This is a genomic window from Exiguobacterium sp. (assembly GCF_020832205.1).
In the GTDB taxonomy this organism is placed as follows: domain Bacteria; phylum Bacillota; class Bacilli; order Exiguobacteriales; family Exiguobacteriaceae; genus Exiguobacterium.
Genome location: NZ_JAFIFD010000003.1, coordinates 83,355 through 107,554 on the forward strand (window position 1 = coordinate 83,355; position 24,200 = coordinate 107,554).

Below are 24,200 nucleotides of genomic sequence, written 5' to 3' on the forward strand. Positions count from 1 at the left end.
TAGAAATCGACGCGTCGCCAAACGAAACCGGATTTGGTATGGTTATGGATGGAGCGTAAACTAGATCACGAACAGGAAAGAAGGGTAACCGATGTCACGCATGTTAATTGCAGACGACCAGGACGGGATTCGATTGATGCTCGCCCAAGTATTTCAAAACCTCGGCATCGAGGTCGATACGGCGAACGACGGGCTCTCTGCCTGGGAAAAACTCGAACAGAACGGATATGATTTAGTACTACTCGACATGAACATGCCGCGTATGTTCGGGCATGAAGTGCTTCGGAACATGCGACAGCAAGACATCGACACACCGGTCATGATCATGACGGCGTTTGGGGAGAAGACGACGATCGAAGAAGTAAAACGGCTCGGCATCGCCGCCCAGTTCGAGAAGCCGTTCGACATTTACGGAATGATCGAGAAAGTGAAAGAAGTGTTAGAAATCTGATGTTTCGTCACGAAGATGACATATGTAAACGCTTGCGCAGAGCCATTTCTATCTCCGAATAGCATAGGCACACGTTTCGACGTGTGTTATAATGGGAACGAATTGCACGGGGGCATTTTTCCCAAAGTGCACAATAGCGAACAGACAGGAGGATGTCATTATGCCATTAGTATCAATGACAGAAATGCTTAACAAAGCATTCGAAGGCAAGTATGCAGTAGGCCAATTCAACATCAACAACCTCGAGTGGACGCAAGCGATTCTTCGCGCTGCGGAAGACGAGAAATCACCAGTTATCCTCGGTGTATCAGAAGGTGCAGCGAAGTACATGGGTGGCTTCACAACAGTTGTCAAAATGGTTGAAGGTCTCATGCACGACTACAACATCACTGTTCCAGTTGCAATCCACCTCGACCACGGTTCTTCATTCGACAAGTGTAAAGCAGCGATCGACGCTGGTTTCACATCAGTCATGATCGACGGTTCACACCACCCGATCGACGAAAACGTCGAAATGACGAAACAAGTCGTTGAATACGCACACGCTAAAGGCGCTTCAGTTGAAGCGGAAGTCGGCACAGTCGGCGGCGAAGAAGACGGCGTCGTTGGCGGCGTACAATACGCTGACCTCGAAGAGTGCGTACGTGTCGTCAAAGAAGCGAAAGTTGACGCTCTTGCGGCAGCACTCGGTTCTGTACACGGCGAATACCAAGGCGAGCCAAAACTCGGCTTCAAAGAGATGGAAGAAATCGCGGAAGCGACAAAAACTCCACTCGTTCTTCACGGCGGTTCAGGAATTCCTGAGCACCAAATCAAAAAAGCAATCGAGCTCGGCCACAGCAAAATCAACGTTAACACAGAGTGCCAACAAGAATGGACTCGTGCAGTACGTGAGAAAGTCGCTGCTGACTCGAAAGTATATGACCCACGTAAAATCATCGGACCTGGTATCGAAGCGATCTACAACGTCGTTACTGGCAAGATGCGTGAGTTCGGTTCAAGCAACCAAGCTTAATCCTGTCCCACCAAGTCGACTCTTTTCGAAGAGTCGGCTTTTTTCATTTTTCGATCTCTGGTGCACAAGGGTGTAAATGGTGTGGCAATTCGAGGGAGGTTTCCTCATAATAAGGAGTGTAAGCGATCACATTTCAAGGAGGAATACACATGCAGTTTTTCATTGACACGGCAAACGTGGAAGACATCAAGAAAGCTCACCGGATGGGCGTCATCGGGGGCGTGACGACCAATCCATCGCTCGTCGCGAAAGAAGGCGTCGACTTCCATACACGGCTTCGTGAGATTTGTGAGATCGTCGGGGATCTCTCGGTCAGTGCGGAAGTTATTGCACTCGATGCAGCGGGTATGGTGGAAGAAGGAAAGGAACTTGCGGCCATCGCACCGAATATTACAGTCAAGGTACCGATGACACCGGATGGCATGCAAGCCGTCCATGAATTTTCAAAACTCGGCATCAAGACGAACGTGACGCTCATCTTCAACGCCAACCAAGCACTCTTAGCGGCACGTGCCGGCGCGTCATACGTCTCGCCGTTCATCGGTCGTCTAGATGATATCGGGCAAGACGGTCTTGACCTTGTCGAGACGATCGCAGACATCTTCGCGATCCACGGCATCGAGACGGAAATCATTGCCGCATCGGTCCGTCATCCGGTACATGTGACGAAAGCGGCCTTACTTGGTGCCGACATCGCCACCGTACCGTACAAAGTCATCGAACAGATGATGAAACATCCGCTCACTGACAAAGGAATCGAGCAGTTCCTAGCGGATTGGAACAACGCTCAATCCAAATAAGTTCGTCGTAGAAAGGTTTGATCATCGTGGAAATTCTCCATATCGTAGGACAGCAAAAACTTGAAGGTACAGTCGACATCAGCGGCGCCAAACAAAGCGCGTTACCGTGCCTCGTCGCGGCGCTCCTCACCGAGGAACCGGTGACGATCGAAAACGTCCCGGGCATCGAGGACGTCGAAGTGATGCTCAGTCTATTACAAGAACTCGGGGTCACAGTGGAACGGGACGGCGAACGGGTGACACTTCACGCCAAAGATGCCGTCGCCATGCCGTTACTCGGCTCGGAGACACGAAAAGTCCGGGCTGCTGTCTATTTGCTCGGCGTGTTCGCGGCCCGGTTCAAAAAAGGAGCCGTCGGATTGCCGGGAGGATATGCGATTGGTCCACGACCGATCGATTTGCACTTGAAAGCGTTAGAGCGGCTCGGCATCCATGTCGAAAATGAGTCGGGTCTTTATCACGTCCGTGTCGACAAATTGGTCGGCGATCGGATTTATCTCGACTTGCGTTCGTTCGGGGCGACGGTGAGCGCCATGCTCGCCGCCGTACTTGCCGAAGGGACGACGGTCATCGAGAACGCCGCGATCGACCCGGAAGTCGTCGACGTCGCCACGATGCTCACTTCGATGGGGGCGCACGTCATCGGCGCCGGAACGGACGAGATCCGCATCAAAGGGGTCGAGCGTCTGCACGGATGTACGCACACGCTCATCCCGGACCGGTTAGAAGCCGGGACGTTCATGATTTACGGGGCGGTAGCCGGGGAAGTGACGGTTCAAAACGTCATCCCGCACCATCTCGAAGGGGTCATTCAAAAACTGCTCGACTACGGCGCTGAAGTCGAAGTCGGGGAAGAGGCGATCACCGTCCGGGCGAACACGTTCGTGCCGACGGATATCCGCGTCTTCCATTACTCGGGATATCCGACCGACCTTCAGCCGATCATGTCGGCCGCACTCTTAAAGGCGGACGGGACGAGCATCGTGACGGACAAGCTGTATGCACAGCGCTTCCGTCACATCGCCGAGATGCGCCGCATGAACGCACAAATCACGCTCGAAGACGCATCGGCCGTCATCCGCGGCGGCAATCCGCTCGCGAACGCCGAGATGGAATGCGCGGATGCGCGCAGCGGGGCGGCGCTCGTCTTATCGGGCCTTCAGGCGAGTGGGGAATCGACCGTGCTTCATGCAGAAAGATTGAACGACTCATACGTCGACTTCGTCGGCAAACTAAAACGACTCGGCGCGCTCGTCTGGGTAGATGAGGTGTCCGAGTAACGAAGGGGAGAATTCGGGTGGAACGTAGTTTATCAATGGAATTGGTCCGGGTCACGGAAGCGGCAGCGCTCGCTTCGGCCCGCTGGATGGGAAAAGGTTTGAAAGTGGAGGCTGATGACGCGGCGACGACGGCAATGCGTGACGTCTTCGATACGATTCCGATGAAAGGAATCGTCGTCATCGGCGAAGGCGAGATGGACGAGGCCCCGATGCTCTATATCGGCGAGAAAGTCGGAAACGGCTATGGGTCACGTCTCGATGTCGCCGTCGATCCGCTTGAAGGGACGAGCATCGTCGCGACCGGAACGTGGGGTGCGCTCGCCGTGCTCGCCGTTGCCGACGCCGGTGACCTTCTCCACGCACCGGACATGTACATGGATAAGATTGCGGTCGGACCGGAAGCGGCCGGGCTGATCAGTCTCGACAACTCGATTGAAGAAAATATCGCCATCGTCGCCAAGGCGAAAGGCAAAAACGTCGAAGACGTCGTCGTCACAATCTTGCACCGCGACCGCCACGAAGAGATGATTCAACGCGTTCGGGCGACGGGTGCCCGAATCAAATTGATTCCGGATGGCGATGTCGCCGCGGCAATCAACACGGCGTTCCCGAAAACCGGGGTCGACTTGTTGCTCGGGTCGGGCGGGGCGCCGGAAGGCGTCATCGCAGCCGTCGCCATGAAATGTCTCGGCGGTGACTTCCAAGGGCGCTTGCTCCCGGAAGACGAGGCGCAAGAAAAGCGTTGCCAAGACATGGGGATTGCCGACACGGGACGGATTTTACTTCTCGACGACCTCGTCAAAGGTGAGGACTGCATCTTCGCCGCGACCGGTGTGACGGACGGGGAGTTGCTTCGCGGTGTCCAGTTCACCGGACAGGGCGGACAGACCCACTCGGTCGTCATGCGGGCGAAGTCGGGGACGGTCCGTTTCGTCGAAGGGATCCATTCCTTGAAGAAAAAACCGAAAATGGTCATGAAACCTTGATTCTCTCGAGCTGCAGACTTCGTGTCTGCAGCTTTTTTGATGTGTGTCTACATATTTAAGAAGCGACGGGAACGGGAATAAAACAGGCAGGAGGTGGAGCGAATGATTGAAGTCGAAACGCTCGTCAAGACGTACGAGGACGTCCCGGCCGTCGATGGCGTCTCGTTTTCTGTGGACGAAGGAGAGATTTTCGCCTTTCTCGGTCCGAACGGGGCCGGCAAGTCGACGATGGTACAAATGTTGACGACGCTCGTCCGCCCGACGGCAGGCTCGGCGCGCGTCAACGGGTACGATGTCGTCAAACAAGAGAAAGAAGTCCGGCTCTCGATCGGGGTCGCCCTTCAAGAGACGGGAATCGACAAGGTGCTCACCGGTCGTGAACTGCTCGTCCTCCAAGGACGCCTCTTCAAGATGACGAAGCAAGAAGCGGAACAACGGGCCGAGGAACTGTTGCGGGTCGTCTCGTTGACAGATGCAGCCGACCGGCGGAGCGGGACGTACTCAGGCGGGATGCGGCGCCGTCTCGACTTGGCGCTCACGCTCGTGCACCGGCCGACCGTGTTGTTTTTGGATGAGCCGACGACCGGGCTCGACCCGGCGAGCCGTATCGAGATATGGAACGAAGTGAGACGGCTCAATCGCGAATTCGGAACGACGATTTTTTTGACGACGCAGTATTTGGAAGAGGCGGATGAACTCGCTGATCGTATCGCCATCATTCATCATGGAAAGCTCATCAGTGAAGGGACGGCCGAAGAGTTGAAACGGCTCGTCGGCGGCGAGACGATCGCGATGACGTTTCACAACGATGAAGAAGCGGCAACGGCGGCCCGTCTGTTCGGTCATGCGGCGACGGGCGCGAACGTCACGTTCGAGCTGCGCGACTACACGCTGATGGAAGTGATTCGGTTGCTCGATGACCGTGCCTTACAACCGGAACGTTTGACCGTGAAGCAACCATCGCTCGACGACGTGTTCTTAAAAGTGACCGGCGAGTCGTATGAAGGGGGTGTCCCGAATGTGGACTGAGACGTGGCTGTTCACGAAACGGAGTCTGGTCACGACGATCCGCAATCCGTTCTCGTTCATTCCGAACTTGATCATTTCCGTGTTTTTCTTGCTCGTTTATACGAGCGGGCTGTCAAGCATAGCCTCGTTGCCTCAATTTGACGGGAGCGCCTATTTGAACTTCATCTTGCCCGTCTCCATCGTCTCCGGGGCGGTCGGCGGGGCCGGGGGGACCGGACAAGCGCTCGTCCGTGACATTGAGAGCGGTTATTTTGCGCGGCTCCTCCTCACGCCGGCGACGCGGACGGCAATCGTCCTCGGTCCGATGATCGCCGGTATGTTGCAGTTGTTCGTCCAGACGCTCCTCATCTTTGCCGTCGCGTTCATGCTCGGACTCGACATCCCGGTCGGTTTGCCGGGATTCTTGTTCACGGTGTTGCTCGCGCTCGGCTTCGGGCTCGGCTTTGCCGGTTATTCGGTCGGGGTCGCGTTGAAGACGCGGAATGCTCAGGCGGCACAAGCCGGAACGCTTCTCTTCTTCCCGCTCATCTTCTTGTCGACGACGTTCGTCCCGAAAGAGTTGATTGAAGCGGAGTGGCTCAAAGTAGCGGCGACGCTCAATCCGACGACGTATATTTTCGAGGGGATGCGCGCCGTCTTGACACAGCCGACGATTGACTGGGGCGCCTTGTCGGCGGGCCTCGCCGTCGCCGGTGCGATGAGTGTCATCATGGTCGTCTTCGCCGCGACGAACGCGAGGGGAGCCTTGAAACAAAAATGACGGGCAGGGTTAATCCTGCTCGTCATGTTCAATCATATAGGTGACGATCAAAAAGAAGATGAAACTGATCAAGGAGACCGTACCACCGATGATGAAATAAACCATCGTGAACGTCTCGTTCCACTGAAACGGGTTCATCGCATAGAGCCACATCCCGCTCGTCAATCCAATCGAGCCGATGACGGCCGTCCAGCCATGGACAGTGACGAGCAACGGGTGCTTCACGCGATACAACCGATAAAAGACGCCCCAAGCAAAGACGGATAACCAACCGGCGAGCAAGATGTGGGCGTGAATCGGTCGAAACGCATAGCTCCCGGCCCCTGACATGTGCGAGCCGATGGCCGTCCCGATGACGCCGAAGACGGCGGCGAGGCGGATGAGACGCAGACTCCAAGTTTTTTCTACCATATGTGATCACTCCTTATTAGAATCGTCTCAAGTGTACCGGACGAATGTGAACGCAATATGAATGAAGGTTAACTTCAGTTCACGCGTGGAACAACGGGAAGAAGGGAGGGAGCATAGATGGAACAGTTGAACGCGATGCTGCGGATTGTTTTGACAGGTATCGGGGCGTACGTGTCGATCATCGTCATCTTACGCGTTTCAGGCAAGCGCACGCTCGCCAAGATGAACGCTTTTGATTTCATCGTGACCGTGGCGCTCGGCTCGATTGTAGCGACGACGCTGACGAGTGAGCAGACGCCGCTCTTAAACGGGCTGACCGCTTTTGCGACGCTCGTCTTGCTGCAATACATCGTGGCGAAGCTGGCGACGAAATCCGAACGGATCAATCAGATGATCAAGTCGACCCCGACGCTCTTATTTTATAGAGGGACGTATCTAAAAGGACCGATGCGTAAAGAGCGTGTGCTTGAGATTGAAGTGCTCCAAGCAATCCGCTCGAGCGGCACTGATTTTAAACAAGTCGAAGCCGTCGTTCTCGAGACGGACGGAACGTTTTCCGTGCTCACGGGAACAGAGAAGGTGCTTCAACATGTGGACACAAAAAAACGACTCGGTTCCGATGAACCGAGTCGTTGAAGTCGTTTGATTAGAGGTACGTTCCAGCACCGACGTAACGTGGCGCCCAGTAACCTGATGTGAAGCTCGCGTATTTAACGCCGCCTGTTTCTGAGTTGATCATTTGTGTTTTGCTAAGTGCCATACCGACGTGTTGGATCGTGCTTCCGTTATGTGAGAAGAACACGAGGTCTCCAGCTTGAATCGCTGACTTCGAAACTTTTTTCGAGTTTGCGTATTGTGAGCGTGAGTCACGTGGGATCGACTTGTTGATCGCTTTCTTGTAAACGTGGCCTGTGTAACCAGAGCAGTCAAAACCAGCTGTTGTCGTGCCGCCGAAGCGGTACGGTACGCCGAGGTATTTCTTCGACTCAGCGACGAGTTTCGAACGAGCGTCTGTTGCCGTTGTTGTTGAAGCAGTCTTTACAGTCGTTGCTGTAGCTGCTTGCAAGTACGTGTACGTTGCTGAAGCTGAGATGTAACGGTGAGTCCCTTTGTAGTTAATCTTGTAGAAAGATCCGACTTTACCAAGGTATGTATAACGTTGGCCTTTATCCATCTTAGCTACGACTGATGAGTTGAGTGACGCCGATGTACGGATGTTCAAACCGTTTACTTTCGAGTAAGCAAATGTTCCAGTTGAAGCTTCTGCTTGTTCGCTCGTAGTGAAGGCGAGACCCGAGAACGCGAGAGTGGCAGCGACGATGATAGATGCGAAACGCTTTAACATAATGTAATTCCCTCCGTTTTCAAAAATAAAACCCTGTGATTGTATATGGACGATGTGTATTTACGATTGTTAAGCATAAGTTACGAGTGTTACCCGGTTTCCTTTGCAAATAAACTATATCATGCGCGAGACCAATGGCATTTTTCAATCACAAGACAAAAACGGTTTTCTTGTAACATATTTGAAACAATATGCGAGGATAAAGACTTATTTGTTACATAGAAACAAAAATGACTGTTATCTTTTAAACATCAGGGGAATAGACTGTCATAAAGCCATTTTTAACAAGTGACGTCATCTATGAATTGTGATTAGATGAATGAGGACTTTACAATTATTTTTCAAATATAGAATCATGAAAGACAGGTGACTTGAATGAGTCCACAGACTGAACCGGCCAGAAATTATACGCTTCGTGAACTTGAGACGAAGACGTTGAAAGAGTTATATGAGATCGCCAAAGAAGTGAACGTGCCGCAATATCGGGAGGCGCGTAAACGGGAGCTCATGTTCCGCATCTTAAAATCGCAAGCCGAATCGAAGGACCTCTACTTCCTCGAAGGCATCCTTGAAATCATCCCGCCGAACCCGCAGTCACAAAACGATGGCGGCTTCGGATTCCTCCGTCCGATCAACTACTCGCAGTCTTCCGAAGACATCTACATCGCCGCTTCCCAAATTCGTCGTTTCAATCTCCGCAACGGAGATCTCGTGACGGGGAAAGTCCGGAAACCGAAAGAGAATGAACGGTTCCAAGGGTTGCTCAGTGTCGAGGCCGTCAACGGAGAGACGACCGAGTCGACGCGCAACCGCGACTACTTCCCGGCGCTCACGCCGATCTATCCTGACGAGCGGATGGTGCTCGAGACGGAACCGAACCATCTGTCGGTCCGCGTCATGGACATGATCGCACCGGTCGGATTCGGACAGCGCGGCTTGATCGTCGCGCCGCCGAAAGCGGGGAAGACGTCTCTATTGAAAGAGATCGCCAACTCGATCACGACGAACCACCCGAACGTTGAACTGATCATCTTGTTGATTGACGAACGCCCGGAAGAAGTGACGGACATCCAACGTTCTGTGCCTGGGGCCGACGTGGCCTACTCGACGTTCGACGAGACACCGGAAAACCATGCCCGCATCTCCGAACTCGTGCTCGAGCGGGCGATGCGCCTCGTTGAACATAAAAAAGACGTCGTCATTTTGCTCGACTCGATCACGCGCTTGACGCGGGCGTACAACTTGTCCGTCCCGCCGAGCGGCCGCACGCTTTCCGGTGGGATCGACCCGGCCGCGTTCCACAAGCCGAAGAAGTTCTTCGGAGCGGCCCGGAACATCGAAGACGGCGGCAGCTTGACGATCCTCGGCACGGCGCTCATCGATACCGGTTCACGGATGGATGACGTCATCTATGAAGAGTTCAAAGGAACGGGCAACATGGAGCTCCATCTTGACCGGAAGCTCGCGGAACGCCGCATCTTCCCGGCCATCGACATCCGTCGGTCGGGGACGCGGAAAGAAGAGCTCCTTCTCGGCAAGGACGAGCTCGATATGTTATGGACGATTCGACGCACGATGAACGAGTCTCCAGACTTCGTCGATCAGTTTCTGCGGCGTGTCCGCGAGACGAAGACGAACGTCGACTTTTTCGCGGCGCTTGAGGCCGATAAGAAAAAGAGTCGCCGCCCGGTGAAAAAAACAAAAACTGACTTGTAAATCTGTGGACCGGGTGCTATTATATTCTAGTGAACTTTCTCTAGGTTGAAAGAATACTTAGGGCCGAAGGAGTTGAAAAGCAATGAAACAAGGAATCCACCCAGAATACCGTAAAGTCGTATTCATGGACTCGACGACTGAGTTCAAATTCATCTCTGGTTCGACTCGTTACTCTAACGAGACAATCACGATGGAAGATGGTAACGAATACCCACTCATCCGTGTCGATGTATCTTCTGACTCGCACCCGTTCTACACAGGTCGCCAGAAATTCGCATCTGCGGACGGTCGTATCGAGCGCTTCAACAAGAAGTACCAACGTTAATCGTCAACTTGTATGCACACCGCCTAGGGATTGCCCTTGGCGGTTTTTATTTTTTGTAGATAGAAGTCAACCCTTTTTCTTGAAGAAAAAGATGGGTATAATCGGGAAGCGATTATCGATGGAGAGGGCGAAGAAAAATGATGCATGTGACGAACCGATACGGTTGGATTGAAGTGATTTGTGGGAGTATGTTTTCTGGGAAATCGGAGGAACTGATTCGTCGTGTCCGCCGGGCCCATTACGGCAAAATCCCGGTACAAGTGTTCAAACCGGCCATCGACGACCGGTATCACGAGGAGAACGTCGTGTCGCATAGCGGCAACTCGGTCGTGGCCGTCCCGATTCAGTCGAGCCAAGATTTGTACGACGCGGTGCGTGAAGAGACGCAAGTCATCGCCATCGACGAAGTCCAGTTTTTCGACGAAGGGATCGTCGACGTCATCGAGCAGTTAGCGTCAGAAGACAAACGTGTCATCTGCGCAGGTCTCGACATGGACTTCCGCGGTGAACCGTTCACGATGATGCCGGAACTGCTCGCGCGTGCAGAGTTCGTCACGAAGCTGCAGGCGATCTGCCTGTCTTGCGGCGCCCCGGCGTCACGGACGCAGCGCTTGATTGACGGGCACCCGGCCCGCTATGAGGACCCGGTCATCTTGGTCGGCGCCGCGGAATCGTACGAACCGCGTTGCCGCCACTGTCATGACGTCCCGAACAAACCACGCCCGGTCCGCCATACGGTGGCCGATTGATGACCAATGCGGACCGCCTCGGCGGTTCGTTTTTTGCTATAATGAAGACAGTTCGATTTGACGGAGAAAGGACGGATCATCATGTTTGACCGTTTAAGTGTATTAGAAGAACGCTATATGCAATTGAATGAGATGCTCGCTGACCCAGAAGTGCTCAGCGACTCCAATAAATTGCGCCAATATTCGAAAGAGCAATCTCAGCTCGAAGAGACGGTGCAAGCGTACCGACGCTACAAAGAGACGAGCGCGGCCTATAAAGAAGCGAAGCAAATGCTCGAGGACCGCACGCTCGACAGTGACATGCGCGAGCTCGCCAAAGAAGAGATGTCGCTTCTCGAACCAGAAGTGAAAGCGCTCGAGGCAAAACTCCGGGTACTGCTCTTGCCAAAAGACCCGAACGACGATAAGAACGTCATCGTCGAGATTCGCGGGGCGGCCGGCGGGGACGAGGCGGCGCTTTTCGCGGGTGACCTCTATAAGATGTACACACGTTTCGCCGAACGGCAAAATTGGAAAGCTGAGCTGATCGACGCCAACTATACCGAGCTCGGCGGCTTTAAAGAAGTGACGTTCCTCATTAACGGGACCGGCGCTTATTCGAAGCTGAAGTTCGAGAACGGGGCCCATCGTGTCCAACGCGTCCCGTCCACGGAATCGGGCGGACGCATCCATACGTCGACGGCAACTGTGGCGGTCCTTCCGGAAGCGGAAGACGTCGAGGTGCACATCGACATGAAAGACGTCCGGGTCGATACGTTCACGTCATCCGGTCCGGGCGGCCAGTCCGTCAACACGACGCAGTCGGCCGTGCGCTTGACCCACATCCCGTCCGGTCTCGTCGTGTCGTGTCAAGACGAGAAGTCGCAACATAAAAACAAGGACAAGGCGCTCAAAGTCCTCCGGGCCCGCCTGTACGACAAAATGCAGAGCGAACATTTGGAAGAACTGTCGGCCCAACGCAAGTCGGCTGTCGGGACCGGGGACCGTTCGGAACGGATCCGGACGTATAACTTCCCGCAAAGCCGGGTGACCGATCACCGGATCGGGCTCACGCTTCAAAAACTTGACCGCGTGCTCGCCGGTGAGCTCGATGACATCATCGACGCCCTCGTCATGGACGAACAGGCTCGTCTCATGGAGGATGCGGAATGATGCGGATCGCCGCCGTCTTGAAAGCAGCTGAACGAACATTGACCGAAGCCGGTCGCGACGCCTCGATGGCCGAGTGGTGGCTCATGCATATCCTCGGTGTCGACCGGACGGGTCTGCTCGTCCGTCTGTCCGAGTCGTTGACCGCTACAGAGGCAGCCGCGTTCGACGAAGGCATGCAGCGACTCGTCACTGGCGAGCCGGTCCAACATTTGATCGGGTCCGCGCCGTTTTACGGACGGACGTTCGAGGTGAACCGGGACGTCTTAATTCCGCGGCCGGAGACGGAAGAGTTGATCGAGTGGGTCGTCGAACATGTCGGAACGGTCGGGGAGGACGAGATTGTCGACGTCGGCACCGGTACGGGTGCCATCGCCGTCACGCTCAGCCTCGAGCTCGGGAAACGCGTCCACACCGTCGATATTTCCCGGGAAGCGATCGCGGTGGCGAAGCGGAACGCGAAGGTGCTCGGCGCCGACGTCGTATTCCATGAAGGTGACTGTTTAGCCCCGATCGCGGACGAATCGATTCGGGTGCTCGTCTCGAATCCGCCATACATCGAAGCGGACGAACTGCTCGATGAGACGGTCGCAGCGTTCGAGCCGCAACTCGCTTTGTTCGGCGGAGCGGACGGGCTCGACTTTTATCGTCAGATCATCGCCGATTCAAAGCGTGTCTTGCGGCCGGATTGGCAGTTGATCGCGTTTGAAATCGGGTATAACCAAGGACAAGTTGTGAAAACGTACCTGTCCGAACGTTATCCTGAAGCAGAAACGGGTATTTTAAAAGATATAAACGGTAAAGACCGAATCGTCTTCGCCGTGAGGGAAGGGATTGCGCATGGAAACGAAATGGATCAAGCCGACTGAAGTGAAGATTGGGGTAGATCTCTTGAAAGCGGGCGAAGTCATCGCCATGCCGACGGAGACGGTATACGGCCTCGCTGGAGACGCGACGAACGATGTCGCCATCCGCAAAATTTTTGAGGCGAAAGGCAGACCGGCAGACAACCCGCTCATCGTTCATGTGGCATCGGTCGAGCAAGCCGAACATTTCGCGCAAACCATCCCGCCGACCGCCAGACGCTTGATGGAAGCGTTTTGGCCCGGTGCCTTGACGATCATCTTACCGTCGAACGGTCGGGCGTCGTCACTCGTGACGGCAGGACTCGAATCAATCGGGCTCCGGATGCCGGACCACGAAGCCGCACTCGATTTGATTCGTACGTCTGGTCTCGGCCTTGCGGCACCGAGTGCGAACCGCTCCGGACGACCGTCCCCGACGTCTGCGAAACACGTGGCCGATGATTTGTCCGGTCGCATCGCGGGTATTATGGATGGGGGACCGACAGGCATCGGCGTCGAGTCGACTGTGATTGACTGTACGACGGAACCGGCGACGATTTTACGTCCCGGCGGTGTGACGAAAGAAGCGATCGAGGCCGTTATCGGTCCGGTCCATTTGGACGCCAACTTGAGCGACGAAGCAGCCGCACCACGGTCACCCGGCATGAAGTACACCCATTATGCCCCGAGCGCCCCGCTTTATCTCGTCGACGGTGGGCGCGACGACCTCGTCCGGATCATCACCGCACGGCAAGGGTCGGGCAAGCGAGTCGGCGCGCTCGTGTTCGATGAACAGCCGACCCCGGCTGACGTCACGTTGTCCCTCGGTACTTCGATGGAGACGGCGGCAAAGCGGTTATACGAAGCGTTACGGAAATTTGATGAGACCGATGTGGAAGAGATTTATGTGAACCGGATCGAGCCGACGGGAGTCGCGCTTGCCGTCTATAACCGTCTCTACAAGGCGGCGGGCGGGAAGGTCGTCCGGTAAGAGGAAGAGGCTTAAGGACATAGAGGAGGATCACGCGATGTCGATAAAACGCGTATTATTCATATGTAGCGGAAACACGTGCCGAAGCCCGATGGCGATGGCCTTGCTGCGCTCGAAAGTGACCGGTGACGAGTTTGATATTCGTTCGGCCGGTCTGCGGACGATGCAAGGATTTGACGCCTCAGAGAATGCCCTTCAAGTATTGCGCGAGCGTGGGATTGAACTTGACCACGTGACGCAGACGTTTGACGACGTCCTCGGCCGCTGGGCCGATATCATCTTGACGATGACGCGGGCGCACCGCGAGCAGATTCGGGACACGCACCCGGAACTCGCCGACCGGACGTATACACTTTACGAATTCGTGACCGGGCTCGAACGTGACATCAATGACCCGTTCGGCGGGTCGATGAACGTGTATCGTCAAGTGCGGAACGAGCTCGAACCACTCGTCAACCGACTTGTGTTAAAATTGACGAATGACGGGTCAAAGGTGACGAAACCACCGAGACGCCTACCAAAGAAGACGGGGGAATGACGGAATGAAAATCGCAATCGGCGCCGATCACGGCGGATTCAACTTGAAAAAAGACATCATCGGATTATTAGAGGAGCTCGGGCACGAGTACAAAGATTTCGGGACACACTCGGCCGAGTCGATCGATTATCCGGACGTGGCCATCCCGGTCGCGGAAGCAGTCGCTGCCGGTGAATTTGACCGCGGCATCTTGATTTGCGGGACGGGGATCGGCATCGGCATCGCCGCCAACAAAGTGAAAGGCATCCGTGCGGCACTCGTCCATGACTCGTTCAGCGCGAAAGCGACGCGTCAACATAACGACTCGAACATTATGACGATGGGCGAACGTGTCATCGGACCGGGCCTCGCGCTCGACTTGGTCGAAACGTGGCTCGATACGGACTTCGAAGGCGGACGCCACTCGAACCGTGTCGGCAAGATGAGTGCTTACGAATCGAAGTGACGACGATGAAGACGGAGCTTTTGAACTTATTGACGGAGTTGCATGAACGGTTTCCGTTAGATGAGGAAAAGATTCTCGTCATCGGTTGTTCGACGAGTGAAGTGATCGGGAAGACGATCGGCAAGGCCGGGTCCATCGACGTGGCCGCGGAGTTCATCGACGCCTTCTTGTCGTTCCGGGACCGGACCGGTGTCCACCTCGCTTTTCAAGGCTGCGAGCACATCAACCGGGCCCTCACCGTCGAGCGCCGGACGTTAAAGCAGTTCGGATTGACGGAAGTGACGGTCGTCCCGATTCGGGCGGCCGGGGGTGCGATGTCCGAGAAAGCGTACGAGCATCTCGAGACCCCGTGTGTCGTCGAATCGATTCAAGCGGACGCGGGAATCGACATCGGCTCGACGTTGATTGGCATGCATTTGAAGCCGGTCGCAATCCCGGTCCGTTTGTCGGCAAAACAGCTCGGCGAGGCGTACGTCACGTTCGCTGTCACACGGCCGAAGCTGATTGGCGGCCCGCGGGCACACTATCCAGCCAAATAACAAAACCAGCCGGTCATGGACCGGCTGGAAGTCTGTTGACGAACCTAATCGCATATCGCGATTGGGTTCGTCTTTTTAATGTATGAATACCTTGAGGTGCTTTGTTCGACACAACGTGGTGGCGGCTTCTGACTACCGCATTATAACGCCTTCCGACCTAGGTAGAACATGAAACGGAGCCTTTGATTCTTAATTCGCATGTGGCGGCTATTTCTATCGGCCGTCGGGGACTCTCGCGTCGCTCATCCGAAGGCGCCGGAGACTCCTGAGGGATCCAGCGAGCAAAGGGAGACCCAGCAGCGTATAGCGATGCGGCTCCTGCTCGCCCCTAGGAAAGCGGAGGCGCCAAAAGGATGGGCGTGAGCATTTTGTTCGTCAATAAGCAACCAGCCGGTCCAACACCGGCTTACTTTCATAAGTCTTCACTGAACAAGTATGACACGACCATCGGGAAACGCTCGCGCCAGGCGATTTCATTGTGCACGCCTTCTTCGATCACTTCGAAACGGAGGTGTTCGACTTTGTCGCGGAGCAAGGCGTAGACACGCTCGCTCGACTCCAAGTACATCTCGTTCGTCGGTCCGTCCGCCGTCGGCTGTTCGACTTCTTTGCGGCCGACGTCCATATACAACCGTTCGACGCCTTTCATGTCGTTAGCCTCAATCAACTGCTCGAGCTCGGTCTGGTTGAACCAAAACGCCGAGGAGAGCGAGGCGACGCGGGTGAAGACGTCCGGATAGACGCAAGCGGCGTAAATCGAGATCAATCCGCCCATCGAGCTGCCCATCATCCCGGTCTCGTCCGGCTTCGTCCGATAGTTGGCATCGATTATCGGTTTCAACTCTTGGGCGATATATTCGATATAGGCCGAACCTTGGCCGCCGAGAGTCACGTCTTGCCCGAGCAGGCTCTCACCGATGTACGGGTTCTCCCACGGGCCATACTCGTCGAGCCGCATCTCGCCTGGGGCACTGTCGATGGCGACGACGATCAAGTCGCGCTTCGAGGCGGCTAAGTAATCGCCGACGCGCCAGCTCATCTTATAGCTCGCATCTTCATCTTGGAACACGTTTTGCCCGTCGTGCATGTAGAGCACCGGGTAGCGCTTGTCTGTCAGCTCGTAGTCGTCCGGCGTATAAATTCGAATCACTCGCTCGCGCTCGAACGGGGTGATCGTCACTTGTCTCGTCTCAATCATAAGGATCCTCCTCAAATGTTCTTCTTCCATACCATACCCAACTTTGCACGTGATTAAGACGATACCCAAAAAAACGAGCATATGGTACGATGGGGGTGTTGATTTTTAGACATTCAGAGGGGGTTTCAACATGGTAAACACGACGAAGTTGAAAGTGCAGGATGCGGAATTGTTTGAAGCGATGCAACATGAGCTCGGTCGTCAACGGGAGAATATCGAACTCATCGCCTCGGAGAACTTTGTCTCAGAAGCGGTCATGGAAGCGCAAGGCGGCGTGCTGACGAACAAGTACGCGGAAGGTTATCCGGGCCGTCGTTACTACGGCGGTTGCGAGTTTGTCGATGTGGCTGAGAACTTGGCGCGCGACCGCGCGAAAGAGCTGTTCGGTGCAGAACATGCTAACGTCCAACCACACTCGGGCGCGCAAGCGAACATGGCCGTCTACTTCACGGTACTTGAAGCAGGCGACACGGTGCTCGGGATGAACTTGTCGCACGGCGGTCATTTGACGCACGGAAGTCCGGTCAACTTCTCGGGCGTGCAATACAACTTCGTCGAGTACGGTGTGGACAAAGATACAGAACACATCGACTATGATGTCGTCGCCGCCCTCGCGAAAGAACATCAGCCAAAACTGATCGTCGCCGGTGCATCTGCGTACCCGCGCACAATCGATTTTGCCAAGTTCCGTGAGATCGCTGACAGCGTCGGTGCCTACCTCATGGTCGACATGGCCCACATCGCCGGACTCGTCGCGGCCGGTCTTCATCCGAACCCGGTCGAGCATGCGCACTTCGTGACGACGACGACGCACAAGACGCTTCGCGGACCGCGCGGGGGGATGATCCTTTGTAAAGAAGAGTTCGCCAAGGCGATCGACAAGTCGATCTTCCCGGGCATTCAAGGCGGTCCGCTCATGCACGTCATCGCCGCGAAAGCGGTGGCGTTCGGTGAAGCGCTCCAACCTGAATTCAAAGACTATCAAGCCCAAGTCATCAAAAACGCACAGGCGCTCGCGAAAGGTCTTGAAGAAGAAGGGCTCCGCATCGTATCGGGCGGTACGGACAACCATCTGCTTCTCGTCGACCTCCGTGGTATCGACATTACCGGAAAAGCGGCCGAACATGCACTCGATGAGGCTGGCATCACCGTGAACAAGAACACGATCCCGTTCGACCCGGCATCTCCGTTCGTCACGAGCGGAATTCGTCTCGGGACGGCGGCGATGACGACACGCGGCTTCAAAGAAGACGATATGGGCGAAGTCGCTCGTTTGATCGGCCGTGTCTTGACGAACCATGAAGATGAGGCAGTGCTTGCCGAAGCGCACGAAGCCGTGCGCAACTTGACGGCGAAGTTTCCGCTCTACCCTGAACGAGGCTGACGAATGGACGTACGGACACTCGCAGACCGAGAACTGACGGAACTGCCGCTCATCGACATGACGGAATGGCTCGTAAGGAAAGGCGAGCACGACCCGACGTTTCGGCTCGTCGCCAATGAGTTCGGCGTCGTGATGACACTCCTCGACCACGGCTATTACAGCGAAGCGAGTGAGCGGATCGTCCCGCTTCTCGGGATGAAAGTGCCCGCGGCATTTCATCGGCTCGGGCTCGCGCTCGAAGTGAAAGCGAACGGAAAGAAGGCGGCCAAGCGCCGCTTTCGTTCGTTCTCATCGGCCGTCGTGAACCACGCGGACTTATCGGATTGGCGTTCTGCCTTCAAGTGGGACATGAAATGGTTCGGGCTCCCGGCTGTCGTCGCGCTCGCGCTTGCCGCCTTGGTCTTTTGGCCGGAGGCATCGACACCGCCGGCCGCTCCCGTGACGGAAACTCCGGAAGTCGTGACCGTGACCGAAGAGGAGGCGCTCGCGAAACGGCTCGAAGAACTCGAGCAAGAAGTCGCGCGTCTTGAACAAGAGAACGAGGCGCTCCAAGCCGAAGACCCGGCGACGGAAGAGACCGCCCCGGCGGAAGCGGCCCAGGCAGAGGTCCCGCTCGCCGAAGTCGAGTCGCTCGTGTCGGATAAACGGTACGAGGAAGCGGACGCACTTCTCGTCGGCAAAGCGAAAGCCGGACAAGAGCAGGCGGTCGGTTTTTATCGGTTGCTCGTCGACAACAAGTTGGAGAAAGCCGACATTTCGGACTATGCCGCCTACATCGAGGCGTACCCGGAATCAGGCTACAAAGCAGACGTCTTATGGATGAAAGGCATTGCCGAGAAAAAACAAGGGGATGCCGCGTACCGGACGACACTCGCCGAGGTCGCGGCGATGGAAGGGACGTATTGGGCCCCGATCGCCGAATCGGTGTTGAAACAAGACTGAGGTTGCAGCCTGTGCTGCAGCCTTTTTCTCATCAAATTCTAATGCAATTCACCCGTCCCTCTCAGCTTGACCTCGTATAGTGAAGAAAAAAGAGAGGGAGAGATTAGATGCAGCGCAGTAGAAGAGGTGGAATCAATCGGTTCGTCAAACGATTCATGATGACGATACTGGCCGTGATGTTCATGGCGGCCGGGGTCGCCGGATTTTTTATGTTTACGATGAGCGGTAACGAATGGCTCGAGCAACTGTTGTCATACGGCAACGAGTTGTCGTTCCGAGCTGAAGGGCTCGATTTGCGATTCGAACAGTGGACTGACTCGCTTGAGACGCGTTTCGAGCAGATGATCCCGGAGACGGTCCGTCCGTTTTTTGACTGAACAGTCCGGGAACAGAATAAGGATGCGTCGGGCGGACTGCTCGGCGCTTTTTTCAGAAAGGATGAATGAGATGCCAACGATTCTCGTCGTCGAAGACGATGCTAAAATTGCGAGACTGTTGCAACTAGAACTGATGCATGCCGGGTACGCGGTCGAGGTCGCTCACGACGGGCGCACGGGGCTCGAGCGGGCGCTCGGAGGAGGGATTGACCTGATGCTTCTCGACGTCATGTTGCCGCAGATGAGCGGCCTTGAAGTCGTGCGCCGCGTCAAAGAAGAACAACCGCTCTTACCTGTCCTCATGGTGACGGCGCGGGGGGACCGTTACGACAAAGTGAGCGGGCTCGACCTAGGGGCAGATGATTACATCACGAAGCCGTTCGAAATGGAGGAACTGCTCGCGCGCATCCGTGCCTTTTTACGGATGCGGCAGCACGTCCAGACTGATACGAGTGAGCGGGTGTTGTCTTACGAGGGCCTGACGGTCGATGTCCATCGTCATGAAGTGACGTGCGACGGAGAGACGGTCGAGTTGACCCGGCGTGAGTTCGATTTGCTCGTCTACTTCCTTGAACATCCTGAACGTGTCCTCACCCGGGACCAACTCGTCGAGCACGTCTGGGGTTTTGATTATTATGGAGATACGAACGTCGTCGACGTGTATGTGCGTTACGTCCGGAAGAAGCTTGGCGGCAATTGGATCCAGACGGTACGGGGCGTCGGGTATATGTTGAAGCGCGGTGAGTAACATGAAGCTACGGACAAAAATCGCTCTCGCAATGACCGGCTTCATGCTGTTCCTCCTCATCACGTCGTTCGGCGTCGCCTGGCTCGTTTCCCGTCATCAAATCATCGACTCGCGCTATGACGTGCTTCGTCAAGCGCTCAGTCTGCTCGAAGAAGATGAGCGGAACCGGGATGCCGTCGTCTCGCTCCATGAGGACAGTGTCGTGCTCGAACGGCAAGCGAACGACGAATGGGCCGTCATCGGCGGCGCAGCCGGAGACGGACTGCGGTTCCCTGTCAATTATGGCGAACCGGCGCTCATCGGTGATTGGTTCGTCATCGCGACATCGAATGGGCTCGCCTATGGGTTCGAGGACGCGGCCGTGAGCGAGACGCTCAGGACGCTCGCGACGATTCTGTTGATCATTTTCATGATCGCCGTGGCGATGACGTTCGTCGGCAGCCTGTGGATTGTAAGGCAAGGGTTGGCCCCGCTACGAAACCTTGAAACGACGATGCAACGGATCACCGCCTCCGGGACGCTCGAGACGATTGAAGTCGGCGAGCGTAACGATGAAGTGGCGACGCTCGCGACCGGGTTCAACCAGATGATCGCACGTGTCGAAGGGTCGATGGATCAACAGCGCCGTTTCGTCGCCGATGTTTCACATGAATTGAAGACGCCACTCACCGTCATCGAGGGCTATGCGAAGTTGTTGCGGCGATGGGGACAAAGCGACCCGGCCGTTCGCGACGAGGCGATCGATCATATTTTGACCGAGTCTCGTCAAATGCGTGAAGAGTTGATCGAGCCGATGCTCGAGCTGAGCCGGTTCACGGCACTAGAGGACGTGGAGTCAGAAGAAATCGACTTACTCGAACTCGGGGGTTATTTGACCGAGCGCTTCGAACGGTCCCACGGGAAGCACGTCCCGATCGAGGCGACCGGAACGTGGGTCGGACATCGTGATTCATTGCAGCGGTTGCTCGTCATCTTCATCGACAACAGTTTGAAGTATGCCACCGACACGCGTGTGACGCTGACGCCGAACCGAATCGAAGTGCGGGACCACGGCCCGACACTCGATGAAGAAGAGCGAGCGCGTCTGTTCGACCGTTTTTATCGGCTCGACGAGGCACGGGACCGGAGCGGTCTCGGTCTCGGTCTCGCCATCGCCAAAGAAGTCGCTGATTTGAATGGCTGGTCGGTCGGCAGTTATGCGAACGCTCCGACCGGCAGCGTCTTTTATGTCACGAAATGAAAAACATTTCGCGAACTCTCATCATTTTCTAATCGAATCCTCGTGGTGCTCTAAGGTCGTCCGTCTATGATGAAGATGTAGATCAGGAACACCACATGACACGAGGAGGAAAACATCATGAAACTAATCGGATGGATTTTAGGGGTTGGCTTGGCGGTGCTGGCCGTCGCTGGCATCGGCTTGTATGTCGCGAACGACAAGACGGACACGGTCATCATCCCGCGGGCGATCGACAGTGCGAACAATGCAGGAAACGAGTCAGAGGATGCGCGGGATGACGTCCGTGAGGATGCCGAAGCCGCGAGCCAAGAAGCGGCCGCCTCGCAACAAGGACAGTCAGGATCGAGTGAGATCCCGATTCAATCGGTCGACGATGACGATGACTATGAGTTGTACGGGACGCTTGTCGCTCTCACCGACCGTGAAGTGACGATCAGCTTCAGCGGCAAAGAGTCGACTTATCCGCTCGCCGCACGTCATGAAATCGATGATGACACACCGAAAGCGGGCGATCGCGTCAAGTTGGAGTTCAACCGCAACAACGAAGTGAAAGAAGTGGATCGGGAGAACGATGATTTTGACATCTACGGCTCGTTCGTCAGCCTGACGGATCGTGACGTGACAATCGAGCGTGAAGGCCAGACGCTCACGTTCCCGCTCGCAGCCCGCTATGAGCTTGACGACGGGATGCCGAAAGCAGGAGATCGCGTCAAGCTCGAGTTGAACATGCAAGAGCAAGTCAAGGAAATCGAACGGGACGATGATCGTGATGACGACCGTGATGACCGTGATGATGACGATGACGATGACCGCGATGACGATTGATTGAGAGGTGCCACAGCTGTGGCGCCTTTTTGAATTCGTAACACTTCTGAAAACATAATTGAAACACGTTGTATGATATGATGAATAAGGAATTTTTAGGGGGTCATATCCTAAACATGAAGGAACGGGGACGGAGGTGCCGGGGATGCGGCCGTATTGTACAACTTTGCTCGCACTAGGCATTCTAAGCGGGTGCGGGGCAAAAGACATGAACGCGCTCGAAATGCGTCCGCTCGCGGCATCATCGCTCGAGCAAATAAGCGGAATTGAATTACCATTGGAAATTAAACAACATATTCTTACATATTGCGAGAAACAACCGACAGACGTATTGCCGGCACGCCGGGCGAAATTGACGGAGGCGACGTTCGTCCATCCGGTATATGAGGAGCTCGGCGGCAAGACGGTCAGTTATTGGGCGAGCGGGGACAGCCGGTACGTCTCGTGCGCAAACAGCGATGAGCAGTTCGTACGGACGTTCGAAGTCGAGCCGCTCGCAGTTCTTGAATCTGCGAGGGTCGGCGCGGCCGAGACCGAAGCGAGACGCGCCATGACGTTTGAATCCGAGTCCGACGTATCGTACATAAACGAGTTGTTCCATATCGACCCGATCCACGAGTCGGTCATCCCAGGGTCGATGTTCCGCTATGAGACACCTGAGAGCGGTTCGCTCTACGTCACGTATGAAGTTAAGCGGAACGGGCGGACGATGGACCGAATGATCGAGCCCGGGTTGTTCGTCTTTAATGGAGAGCGAACGAGCGGGCACTCGTTCTTGACCCGCCTTGCCGACGGCCGTGTCTCACTCCAAATCGGGACGGACGTTCAACTCGAACGGAAAGTGTTGCCGGACATTTTTTCGGGGGAATACGTGCAGCTCGACTCTTCAGAGGAGATGATCGTCCTCGACGGGTCGAAGCGTCAGTTGATGAAGCGGGTCATCGTCTCCGATGATCCGATCACAGACGTCGGGGACGAATCGTCGTTGACGTTATCCGAACGCTACGGCACGGTCATCGAAGTGTGGGGCAATGTCAGGTTGCCGCTGACGACGACGTTGATGATGCCGTCGCCGGCCAGCGATCGGATTCGGCTGGCGACGTATGAGCGGGACGGGGTGACGGGGCATCTGGACGGACCGAACACGCAAGCGCTGTTCGCCTTGCTGGCAGATGTGGAAGCGGGAAAACGGCCACGAGAAGCGATGTACCATGGGACGATCACGTTGTACGAACGACTGAGCGAGCAGACGTTGGATGTATACGTGACGCCCGACAACAAGGACGTATGGATTGTCGATCTCGACTCGGGGCGTGAACACGTCCTCGACGCGGACCAGCTGAGTCAATTGGTTGGAATTTAAAATGAGCCCTTGGGGTTTCGTCTGACCTCTTGGAAAACAGAAGTTGACCCTACCTTTCTCAGAAGAGTTAGGGTACAATGCTCAAGAGAGATTGAGAGAGGAGTGAAGCATGATGGGAAAAGTACACGTTTATGACCACCCATTGATTCAGCACAAGATGACGATTATGCGCAAAGCAGAGACGGGGACGAAGCAGTTCCGCGAACTCGTTGACGAGGTTTCGTCGCTCATGGCATATGAAATTACACGCGACCTTCCACTTACTGACGTGGAGATCGAGACACCGGTCTCGGTATCGACACAGAAGATGATCGCCGGCAAGAAATTGGGAATCGTCCCAATTTTACGGGCGGGCCTCGGCATGGTGGATGGCTTCCTCAAAATGATGCCGAACGTTAAAGTCGGTCACATCGGTTTATACCGTGACCCAGTGACGCTCGAGCCGCACGAATACTATCTCAAGTTGCCGACGGACATCACGGAACGTGACTTCATCGTCGTCGACCCGATGCTTGCGACAGGCGGTTCAGCGGCCGATGCGATCGCAGCGCTCAAAAAGCACGGCGCGAAGTCGATTAAGCTCGCTTGCCTCTGTGCAGCGCCTGAAGGCGTCGAGCGTGTTCAAAACGAACACCCGGACGTCGAGATTTATCTCGCCGCACTCGATGAGAAGTTGAACGACCACGGCTACATCGTCCCTGGTATGGGTGACGCAGGTGACCGTTTGTTCGGAACGAAATAAGCAAAAA

28 protein-coding genes are annotated in these 24,200 nt (G+C 55.4%); 25 read left to right on the forward strand and 3 right to left on the reverse strand.

The features are described 5' to 3' along the window. The first annotated feature begins 91 nt into the window (after window positions 1-91). From JJU47_RS00685 to JJU47_RS00715, 7 genes are all read left to right on the forward strand, one after another. On the forward strand, window positions 92-451 hold the full coding sequence (locus JJU47_RS00685) for a response regulator (protein ID WP_228615656.1): 360 nt from the start codon (window positions 92-94) through the stop codon (window positions 449-451). A 160-nt stretch (window positions 452-611) separates the two neighbouring features. Then, window positions 612-1,466 (forward strand): class II fructose-1,6-bisphosphate aldolase, encoded by an 855-nt coding sequence (gene fba / locus JJU47_RS00690; protein ID WP_228615657.1) that lies wholly within the window; start codon window positions 612-614, stop codon window positions 1,464-1,466. Window positions 1,467-1,615: 149 nt separating this feature from the next. Continuing rightward, window positions 1,616-2,266: a fructose-6-phosphate aldolase gene (gene fsa, locus JJU47_RS00695; protein WP_047376171.1), complete on the forward strand. Its 651-nt coding sequence runs from the start codon at window positions 1,616-1,618 to the stop codon at window positions 2,264-2,266. 26 nt (window positions 2,267-2,292) lie between these two features. Beyond that, complete coding sequence (gene murA / locus JJU47_RS00700) at window positions 2,293-3,546, forward strand: UDP-N-acetylglucosamine 1-carboxyvinyltransferase (RefSeq protein ID WP_228615658.1); 1,254 nt, start codon at window positions 2,293-2,295, stop codon at window positions 3,544-3,546. 17 nt (window positions 3,547-3,563) lie between these two features. Continuing rightward, complete coding sequence (gene glpX, locus JJU47_RS00705) at window positions 3,564-4,532, forward strand: class II fructose-bisphosphatase (protein WP_228615659.1); 969 nt, start codon at window positions 3,564-3,566, stop codon at window positions 4,530-4,532. A 102-nt stretch (window positions 4,533-4,634) separates the two neighbouring features. Beyond that, complete coding sequence (locus tag JJU47_RS00710) at window positions 4,635-5,561, forward strand: ATP-binding cassette domain-containing protein (RefSeq protein ID WP_228615660.1); 927 nt, start codon at window positions 4,635-4,637, stop codon at window positions 5,559-5,561. Then, window positions 5,551-6,321 (forward strand): ABC transporter permease, encoded by a 771-nt coding sequence (locus JJU47_RS00715; protein ID WP_228615661.1) that lies wholly within the window; start codon window positions 5,551-5,553, stop codon window positions 6,319-6,321. The genes JJU47_RS00710 and JJU47_RS00715 overlap by 11 nt, the downstream gene beginning before the upstream one ends. A gap of 9 nt (window positions 6,322-6,330) precedes the next feature. On the opposite strand, the gene JJU47_RS00720 is transcribed toward JJU47_RS00715, so the two are convergent. Further along, window positions 6,331-6,732, reverse strand: a complete 402-nt coding sequence (locus JJU47_RS00720; protein WP_228615662.1) for a hypothetical protein — start codon at window positions 6,730-6,732, stop codon at window positions 6,331-6,333. Window positions 6,733-6,849: 117 nt separating this feature from the next. On the opposite strand from JJU47_RS00720, the gene JJU47_RS00725 reads away from it, so the two are divergent. Continuing rightward, window positions 6,850-7,368, forward strand: coding sequence for a DUF421 domain-containing protein (locus JJU47_RS00725; protein WP_228615663.1), 519 nt, complete (start codon window positions 6,850-6,852; stop codon window positions 7,366-7,368). A gap of 10 nt (window positions 7,369-7,378) precedes the next feature. Here the strand turns inward: JJU47_RS00725 and JJU47_RS00730 are convergent, their stop codons facing one another. Continuing rightward, window positions 7,379-8,077 carry a C40 family peptidase gene (locus JJU47_RS00730; protein ID WP_228615664.1) on the reverse strand — a complete coding sequence of 233 codons (699 nt, stop codon included), beginning with the start codon at window positions 8,075-8,077 and terminating at the stop codon, window positions 7,379-7,381. Window positions 8,078-8,452: 375 nt separating this feature from the next. Here JJU47_RS00730 and rho point away from each other — a divergent pair, with 375 nt between their 5' ends. The 9 genes from rho (at window position 8,453) to JJU47_RS00775 (ending at window position 15,374) form a co-directional block, all read left to right on the forward strand. Further along, window positions 8,453-9,793: a transcription termination factor Rho gene (rho, locus tag JJU47_RS00735; protein ID WP_228615665.1), complete on the forward strand. Its 1,341-nt coding sequence runs from the start codon at window positions 8,453-8,455 to the stop codon at window positions 9,791-9,793. An 82-nt stretch (window positions 9,794-9,875) separates the two neighbouring features. Continuing rightward, on the forward strand, window positions 9,876-10,118 hold the full coding sequence (locus JJU47_RS00740) for a type B 50S ribosomal protein L31 (protein WP_021066109.1): 243 nt from the start codon (window positions 9,876-9,878) through the stop codon (window positions 10,116-10,118). A gap of 137 nt (window positions 10,119-10,255) precedes the next feature. Then, on the forward strand, window positions 10,256-10,867 hold the full coding sequence (locus JJU47_RS00745; protein ID WP_024370864.1) for a thymidine kinase: 612 nt from the start codon (window positions 10,256-10,258) through the stop codon (window positions 10,865-10,867). 81 nt (window positions 10,868-10,948) lie between these two features. Beyond that, window positions 10,949-12,019 carry a peptide chain release factor 1 gene (prfA, locus tag JJU47_RS00750; protein WP_228615666.1) on the forward strand — a complete coding sequence of 357 codons (1,071 nt, stop codon included), beginning with the start codon at window positions 10,949-10,951 and terminating at the stop codon, window positions 12,017-12,019. Continuing rightward, window positions 12,019-12,885: a peptide chain release factor N(5)-glutamine methyltransferase gene (gene prmC, locus JJU47_RS00755; RefSeq protein WP_228615717.1), complete on the forward strand. Its 867-nt coding sequence runs from the start codon at window positions 12,019-12,021 to the stop codon at window positions 12,883-12,885. The genes prfA and prmC overlap by 1 nt, the downstream gene beginning before the upstream one ends. Continuing rightward, window positions 12,857-13,852: an L-threonylcarbamoyladenylate synthase gene (locus JJU47_RS00760; RefSeq protein WP_228615667.1), complete on the forward strand. Its 996-nt coding sequence runs from the start codon at window positions 12,857-12,859 to the stop codon at window positions 13,850-13,852. Before prmC ends, JJU47_RS00760 begins: the two co-directional genes overlap by 29 nt. A 37-nt stretch (window positions 13,853-13,889) precedes the next feature. After that, window positions 13,890-14,390 carry a low molecular weight protein arginine phosphatase gene (locus JJU47_RS00765; RefSeq protein WP_228615668.1) on the forward strand — a complete coding sequence of 167 codons (501 nt, stop codon included), beginning with the start codon at window positions 13,890-13,892 and terminating at the stop codon, window positions 14,388-14,390. A 4-nt stretch (window positions 14,391-14,394) separates the two neighbouring features. Then, window positions 14,395-14,835: a ribose 5-phosphate isomerase B gene (gene rpiB, locus JJU47_RS00770; protein ID WP_024370859.1), complete on the forward strand. Its 441-nt coding sequence runs from the start codon at window positions 14,395-14,397 to the stop codon at window positions 14,833-14,835. Between the two features lie 5 nt (window positions 14,836-14,840). Continuing rightward, window positions 14,841-15,374 carry a TIGR01440 family protein gene (locus tag JJU47_RS00775; protein WP_228615669.1) on the forward strand — a complete coding sequence of 178 codons (534 nt, stop codon included), beginning with the start codon at window positions 14,841-14,843 and terminating at the stop codon, window positions 15,372-15,374. A 412-nt stretch (window positions 15,375-15,786) separates the two neighbouring features. Here the strand turns inward: JJU47_RS00775 and JJU47_RS00780 are convergent, their stop codons facing one another. After that, a complete protein-coding gene (locus JJU47_RS00780; protein WP_228615670.1) occupies window positions 15,787-16,572 on the reverse strand; it encodes an alpha/beta hydrolase in 786 nt (261 codons plus the stop codon). Between the two features lie 130 nt (window positions 16,573-16,702). On the opposite strand from JJU47_RS00780, the gene glyA reads away from it, so the two are divergent. From glyA to upp, 8 genes are all read left to right on the forward strand, one after another. Beyond that, complete coding sequence (glyA, locus tag JJU47_RS00785) at window positions 16,703-17,956, forward strand: serine hydroxymethyltransferase (protein ID WP_228615671.1); 1,254 nt, start codon at window positions 16,703-16,705, stop codon at window positions 17,954-17,956. Window positions 17,957-17,959: 3 nt separating this feature from the next. After that, entirely contained in the window at window positions 17,960-18,898 is a 939-nt protein-coding gene (locus JJU47_RS00790) for a hypothetical protein (RefSeq protein WP_228615672.1), read from the forward strand. 107 nt (window positions 18,899-19,005) lie between these two features. Then, window positions 19,006-19,275, forward strand: coding sequence for a hypothetical protein (locus JJU47_RS00795; RefSeq protein ID WP_228615673.1), 270 nt, complete (start codon window positions 19,006-19,008; stop codon window positions 19,273-19,275). A 70-nt stretch (window positions 19,276-19,345) separates the two neighbouring features. Continuing rightward, window positions 19,346-20,023, forward strand: a complete 678-nt coding sequence (locus JJU47_RS00800; RefSeq protein WP_228615674.1) for a response regulator transcription factor — start codon at window positions 19,346-19,348, stop codon at window positions 20,021-20,023. Between the two features lies 1 nt (window position 20,024). Next, window positions 20,025-21,263 (forward strand): sensor histidine kinase, encoded by a 1,239-nt coding sequence (locus JJU47_RS00805; RefSeq protein WP_228615675.1) that lies wholly within the window; start codon window positions 20,025-20,027, stop codon window positions 21,261-21,263. 117 nt (window positions 21,264-21,380) lie between these two features. Then, on the forward strand, window positions 21,381-22,088 hold the full coding sequence (locus JJU47_RS00810; RefSeq protein ID WP_228615676.1) for a hypothetical protein: 708 nt from the start codon (window positions 21,381-21,383) through the stop codon (window positions 22,086-22,088). A 145-nt stretch (window positions 22,089-22,233) separates the two neighbouring features. Then, the gene (locus tag JJU47_RS00815) at window positions 22,234-23,451 is read left to right on the forward strand and encodes a hypothetical protein (protein WP_228615677.1); all 1,218 of its coding nucleotides are present in this window, start codon (window positions 22,234-22,236) and stop codon (window positions 23,449-23,451) included. 112 nt (window positions 23,452-23,563) lie between these two features. Continuing rightward, window positions 23,564-24,193 carry a uracil phosphoribosyltransferase gene (gene upp / locus JJU47_RS00820; protein ID WP_228615678.1) on the forward strand — a complete coding sequence of 210 codons (630 nt, stop codon included), beginning with the start codon at window positions 23,564-23,566 and terminating at the stop codon, window positions 24,191-24,193. The last annotated feature ends 7 nt before the right edge of the window (window positions 24,194-24,200 follow it).

Excerpts from the sequence above, each read along its gene's own strand:
- glyA (WP_228615671.1), top strand. The coding sequence starts at position 16,703 with ATGGTAAACACGACGAAGTTGAAAGTGCAGGATGCGGAATTGTTTGAA.
- JJU47_RS00740 (WP_021066109.1), top strand. The coding sequence starts at position 9,876 with ATGAAACAAGGAATCCACCCAGAATACCGTAAAGTCGTATTCATGGAC.
- upp (WP_228615678.1), top strand. The coding sequence starts at position 23,564 with ATGGGAAAAGTACACGTTTATGACCACCCATTGATTCAGCACAAGATG.
- rpiB (WP_024370859.1), top strand. The coding sequence starts at position 14,395 with ATGAAAATCGCAATCGGCGCCGATCACGGCGGATTCAACTTGAAAAAA.
- JJU47_RS00730 (WP_228615664.1), bottom strand. The coding sequence starts at position 8,077 with ATGTTAAAGCGTTTCGCATCTATCATCGTCGCTGCCACTCTCGCGTTC.
- JJU47_RS00805 (WP_228615675.1), top strand. The coding sequence starts at position 20,025 with ATGAAGCTACGGACAAAAATCGCTCTCGCAATGACCGGCTTCATGCTG.
- JJU47_RS00790 (WP_228615672.1), top strand. The coding sequence starts at position 17,960 with ATGGACGTACGGACACTCGCAGACCGAGAACTGACGGAACTGCCGCTC.
- JJU47_RS00720 (WP_228615662.1), bottom strand. The coding sequence starts at position 6,732 with ATGGTAGAAAAAACTTGGAGTCTGCGTCTCATCCGCCTCGCCGCCGTC.
- fsa (WP_047376171.1), top strand. The coding sequence starts at position 1,616 with ATGCAGTTTTTCATTGACACGGCAAACGTGGAAGACATCAAGAAAGCT.
- JJU47_RS00815 (WP_228615677.1), top strand. The coding sequence starts at position 22,234 with ATGCGGCCGTATTGTACAACTTTGCTCGCACTAGGCATTCTAAGCGGG.
- JJU47_RS00725 (WP_228615663.1), top strand. The coding sequence starts at position 6,850 with ATGGAACAGTTGAACGCGATGCTGCGGATTGTTTTGACAGGTATCGGG.
- JJU47_RS00685 (WP_228615656.1), top strand. The coding sequence starts at position 92 with ATGTCACGCATGTTAATTGCAGACGACCAGGACGGGATTCGATTGATG.
- JJU47_RS00795 (WP_228615673.1), top strand. The coding sequence starts at position 19,006 with ATGCAGCGCAGTAGAAGAGGTGGAATCAATCGGTTCGTCAAACGATTC.
- JJU47_RS00775 (WP_228615669.1), top strand. The coding sequence starts at position 14,841 with ATGAAGACGGAGCTTTTGAACTTATTGACGGAGTTGCATGAACGGTTT.
- rho (WP_228615665.1), top strand. The coding sequence starts at position 8,453 with ATGAGTCCACAGACTGAACCGGCCAGAAATTATACGCTTCGTGAACTT.
- JJU47_RS00765 (WP_228615668.1), top strand. The coding sequence starts at position 13,890 with ATGTCGATAAAACGCGTATTATTCATATGTAGCGGAAACACGTGCCGA.
- JJU47_RS00745 (WP_024370864.1), top strand. The coding sequence starts at position 10,256 with ATGATGCATGTGACGAACCGATACGGTTGGATTGAAGTGATTTGTGGG.
- prfA (WP_228615666.1), top strand. The coding sequence starts at position 10,949 with ATGTTTGACCGTTTAAGTGTATTAGAAGAACGCTATATGCAATTGAAT.
- JJU47_RS00810 (WP_228615676.1), top strand. The coding sequence starts at position 21,381 with ATGAAACTAATCGGATGGATTTTAGGGGTTGGCTTGGCGGTGCTGGCC.
- JJU47_RS00800 (WP_228615674.1), top strand. The coding sequence starts at position 19,346 with ATGCCAACGATTCTCGTCGTCGAAGACGATGCTAAAATTGCGAGACTG.
- JJU47_RS00760 (WP_228615667.1), top strand. The coding sequence starts at position 12,857 with ATGGAAACGAAATGGATCAAGCCGACTGAAGTGAAGATTGGGGTAGAT.
- JJU47_RS00710 (WP_228615660.1), top strand. The coding sequence starts at position 4,635 with ATGATTGAAGTCGAAACGCTCGTCAAGACGTACGAGGACGTCCCGGCC.
- JJU47_RS00715 (WP_228615661.1), top strand. The coding sequence starts at position 5,551 with ATGTGGACTGAGACGTGGCTGTTCACGAAACGGAGTCTGGTCACGACG.
- prmC (WP_228615717.1), top strand. The coding sequence starts at position 12,019 with ATGCGGATCGCCGCCGTCTTGAAAGCAGCTGAACGAACATTGACCGAA.
- JJU47_RS00780 (WP_228615670.1), bottom strand. The coding sequence starts at position 16,572 with ATGATTGAGACGAGACAAGTGACGATCACCCCGTTCGAGCGCGAGCGA.
- fba (WP_228615657.1), top strand. The coding sequence starts at position 612 with ATGCCATTAGTATCAATGACAGAAATGCTTAACAAAGCATTCGAAGGC.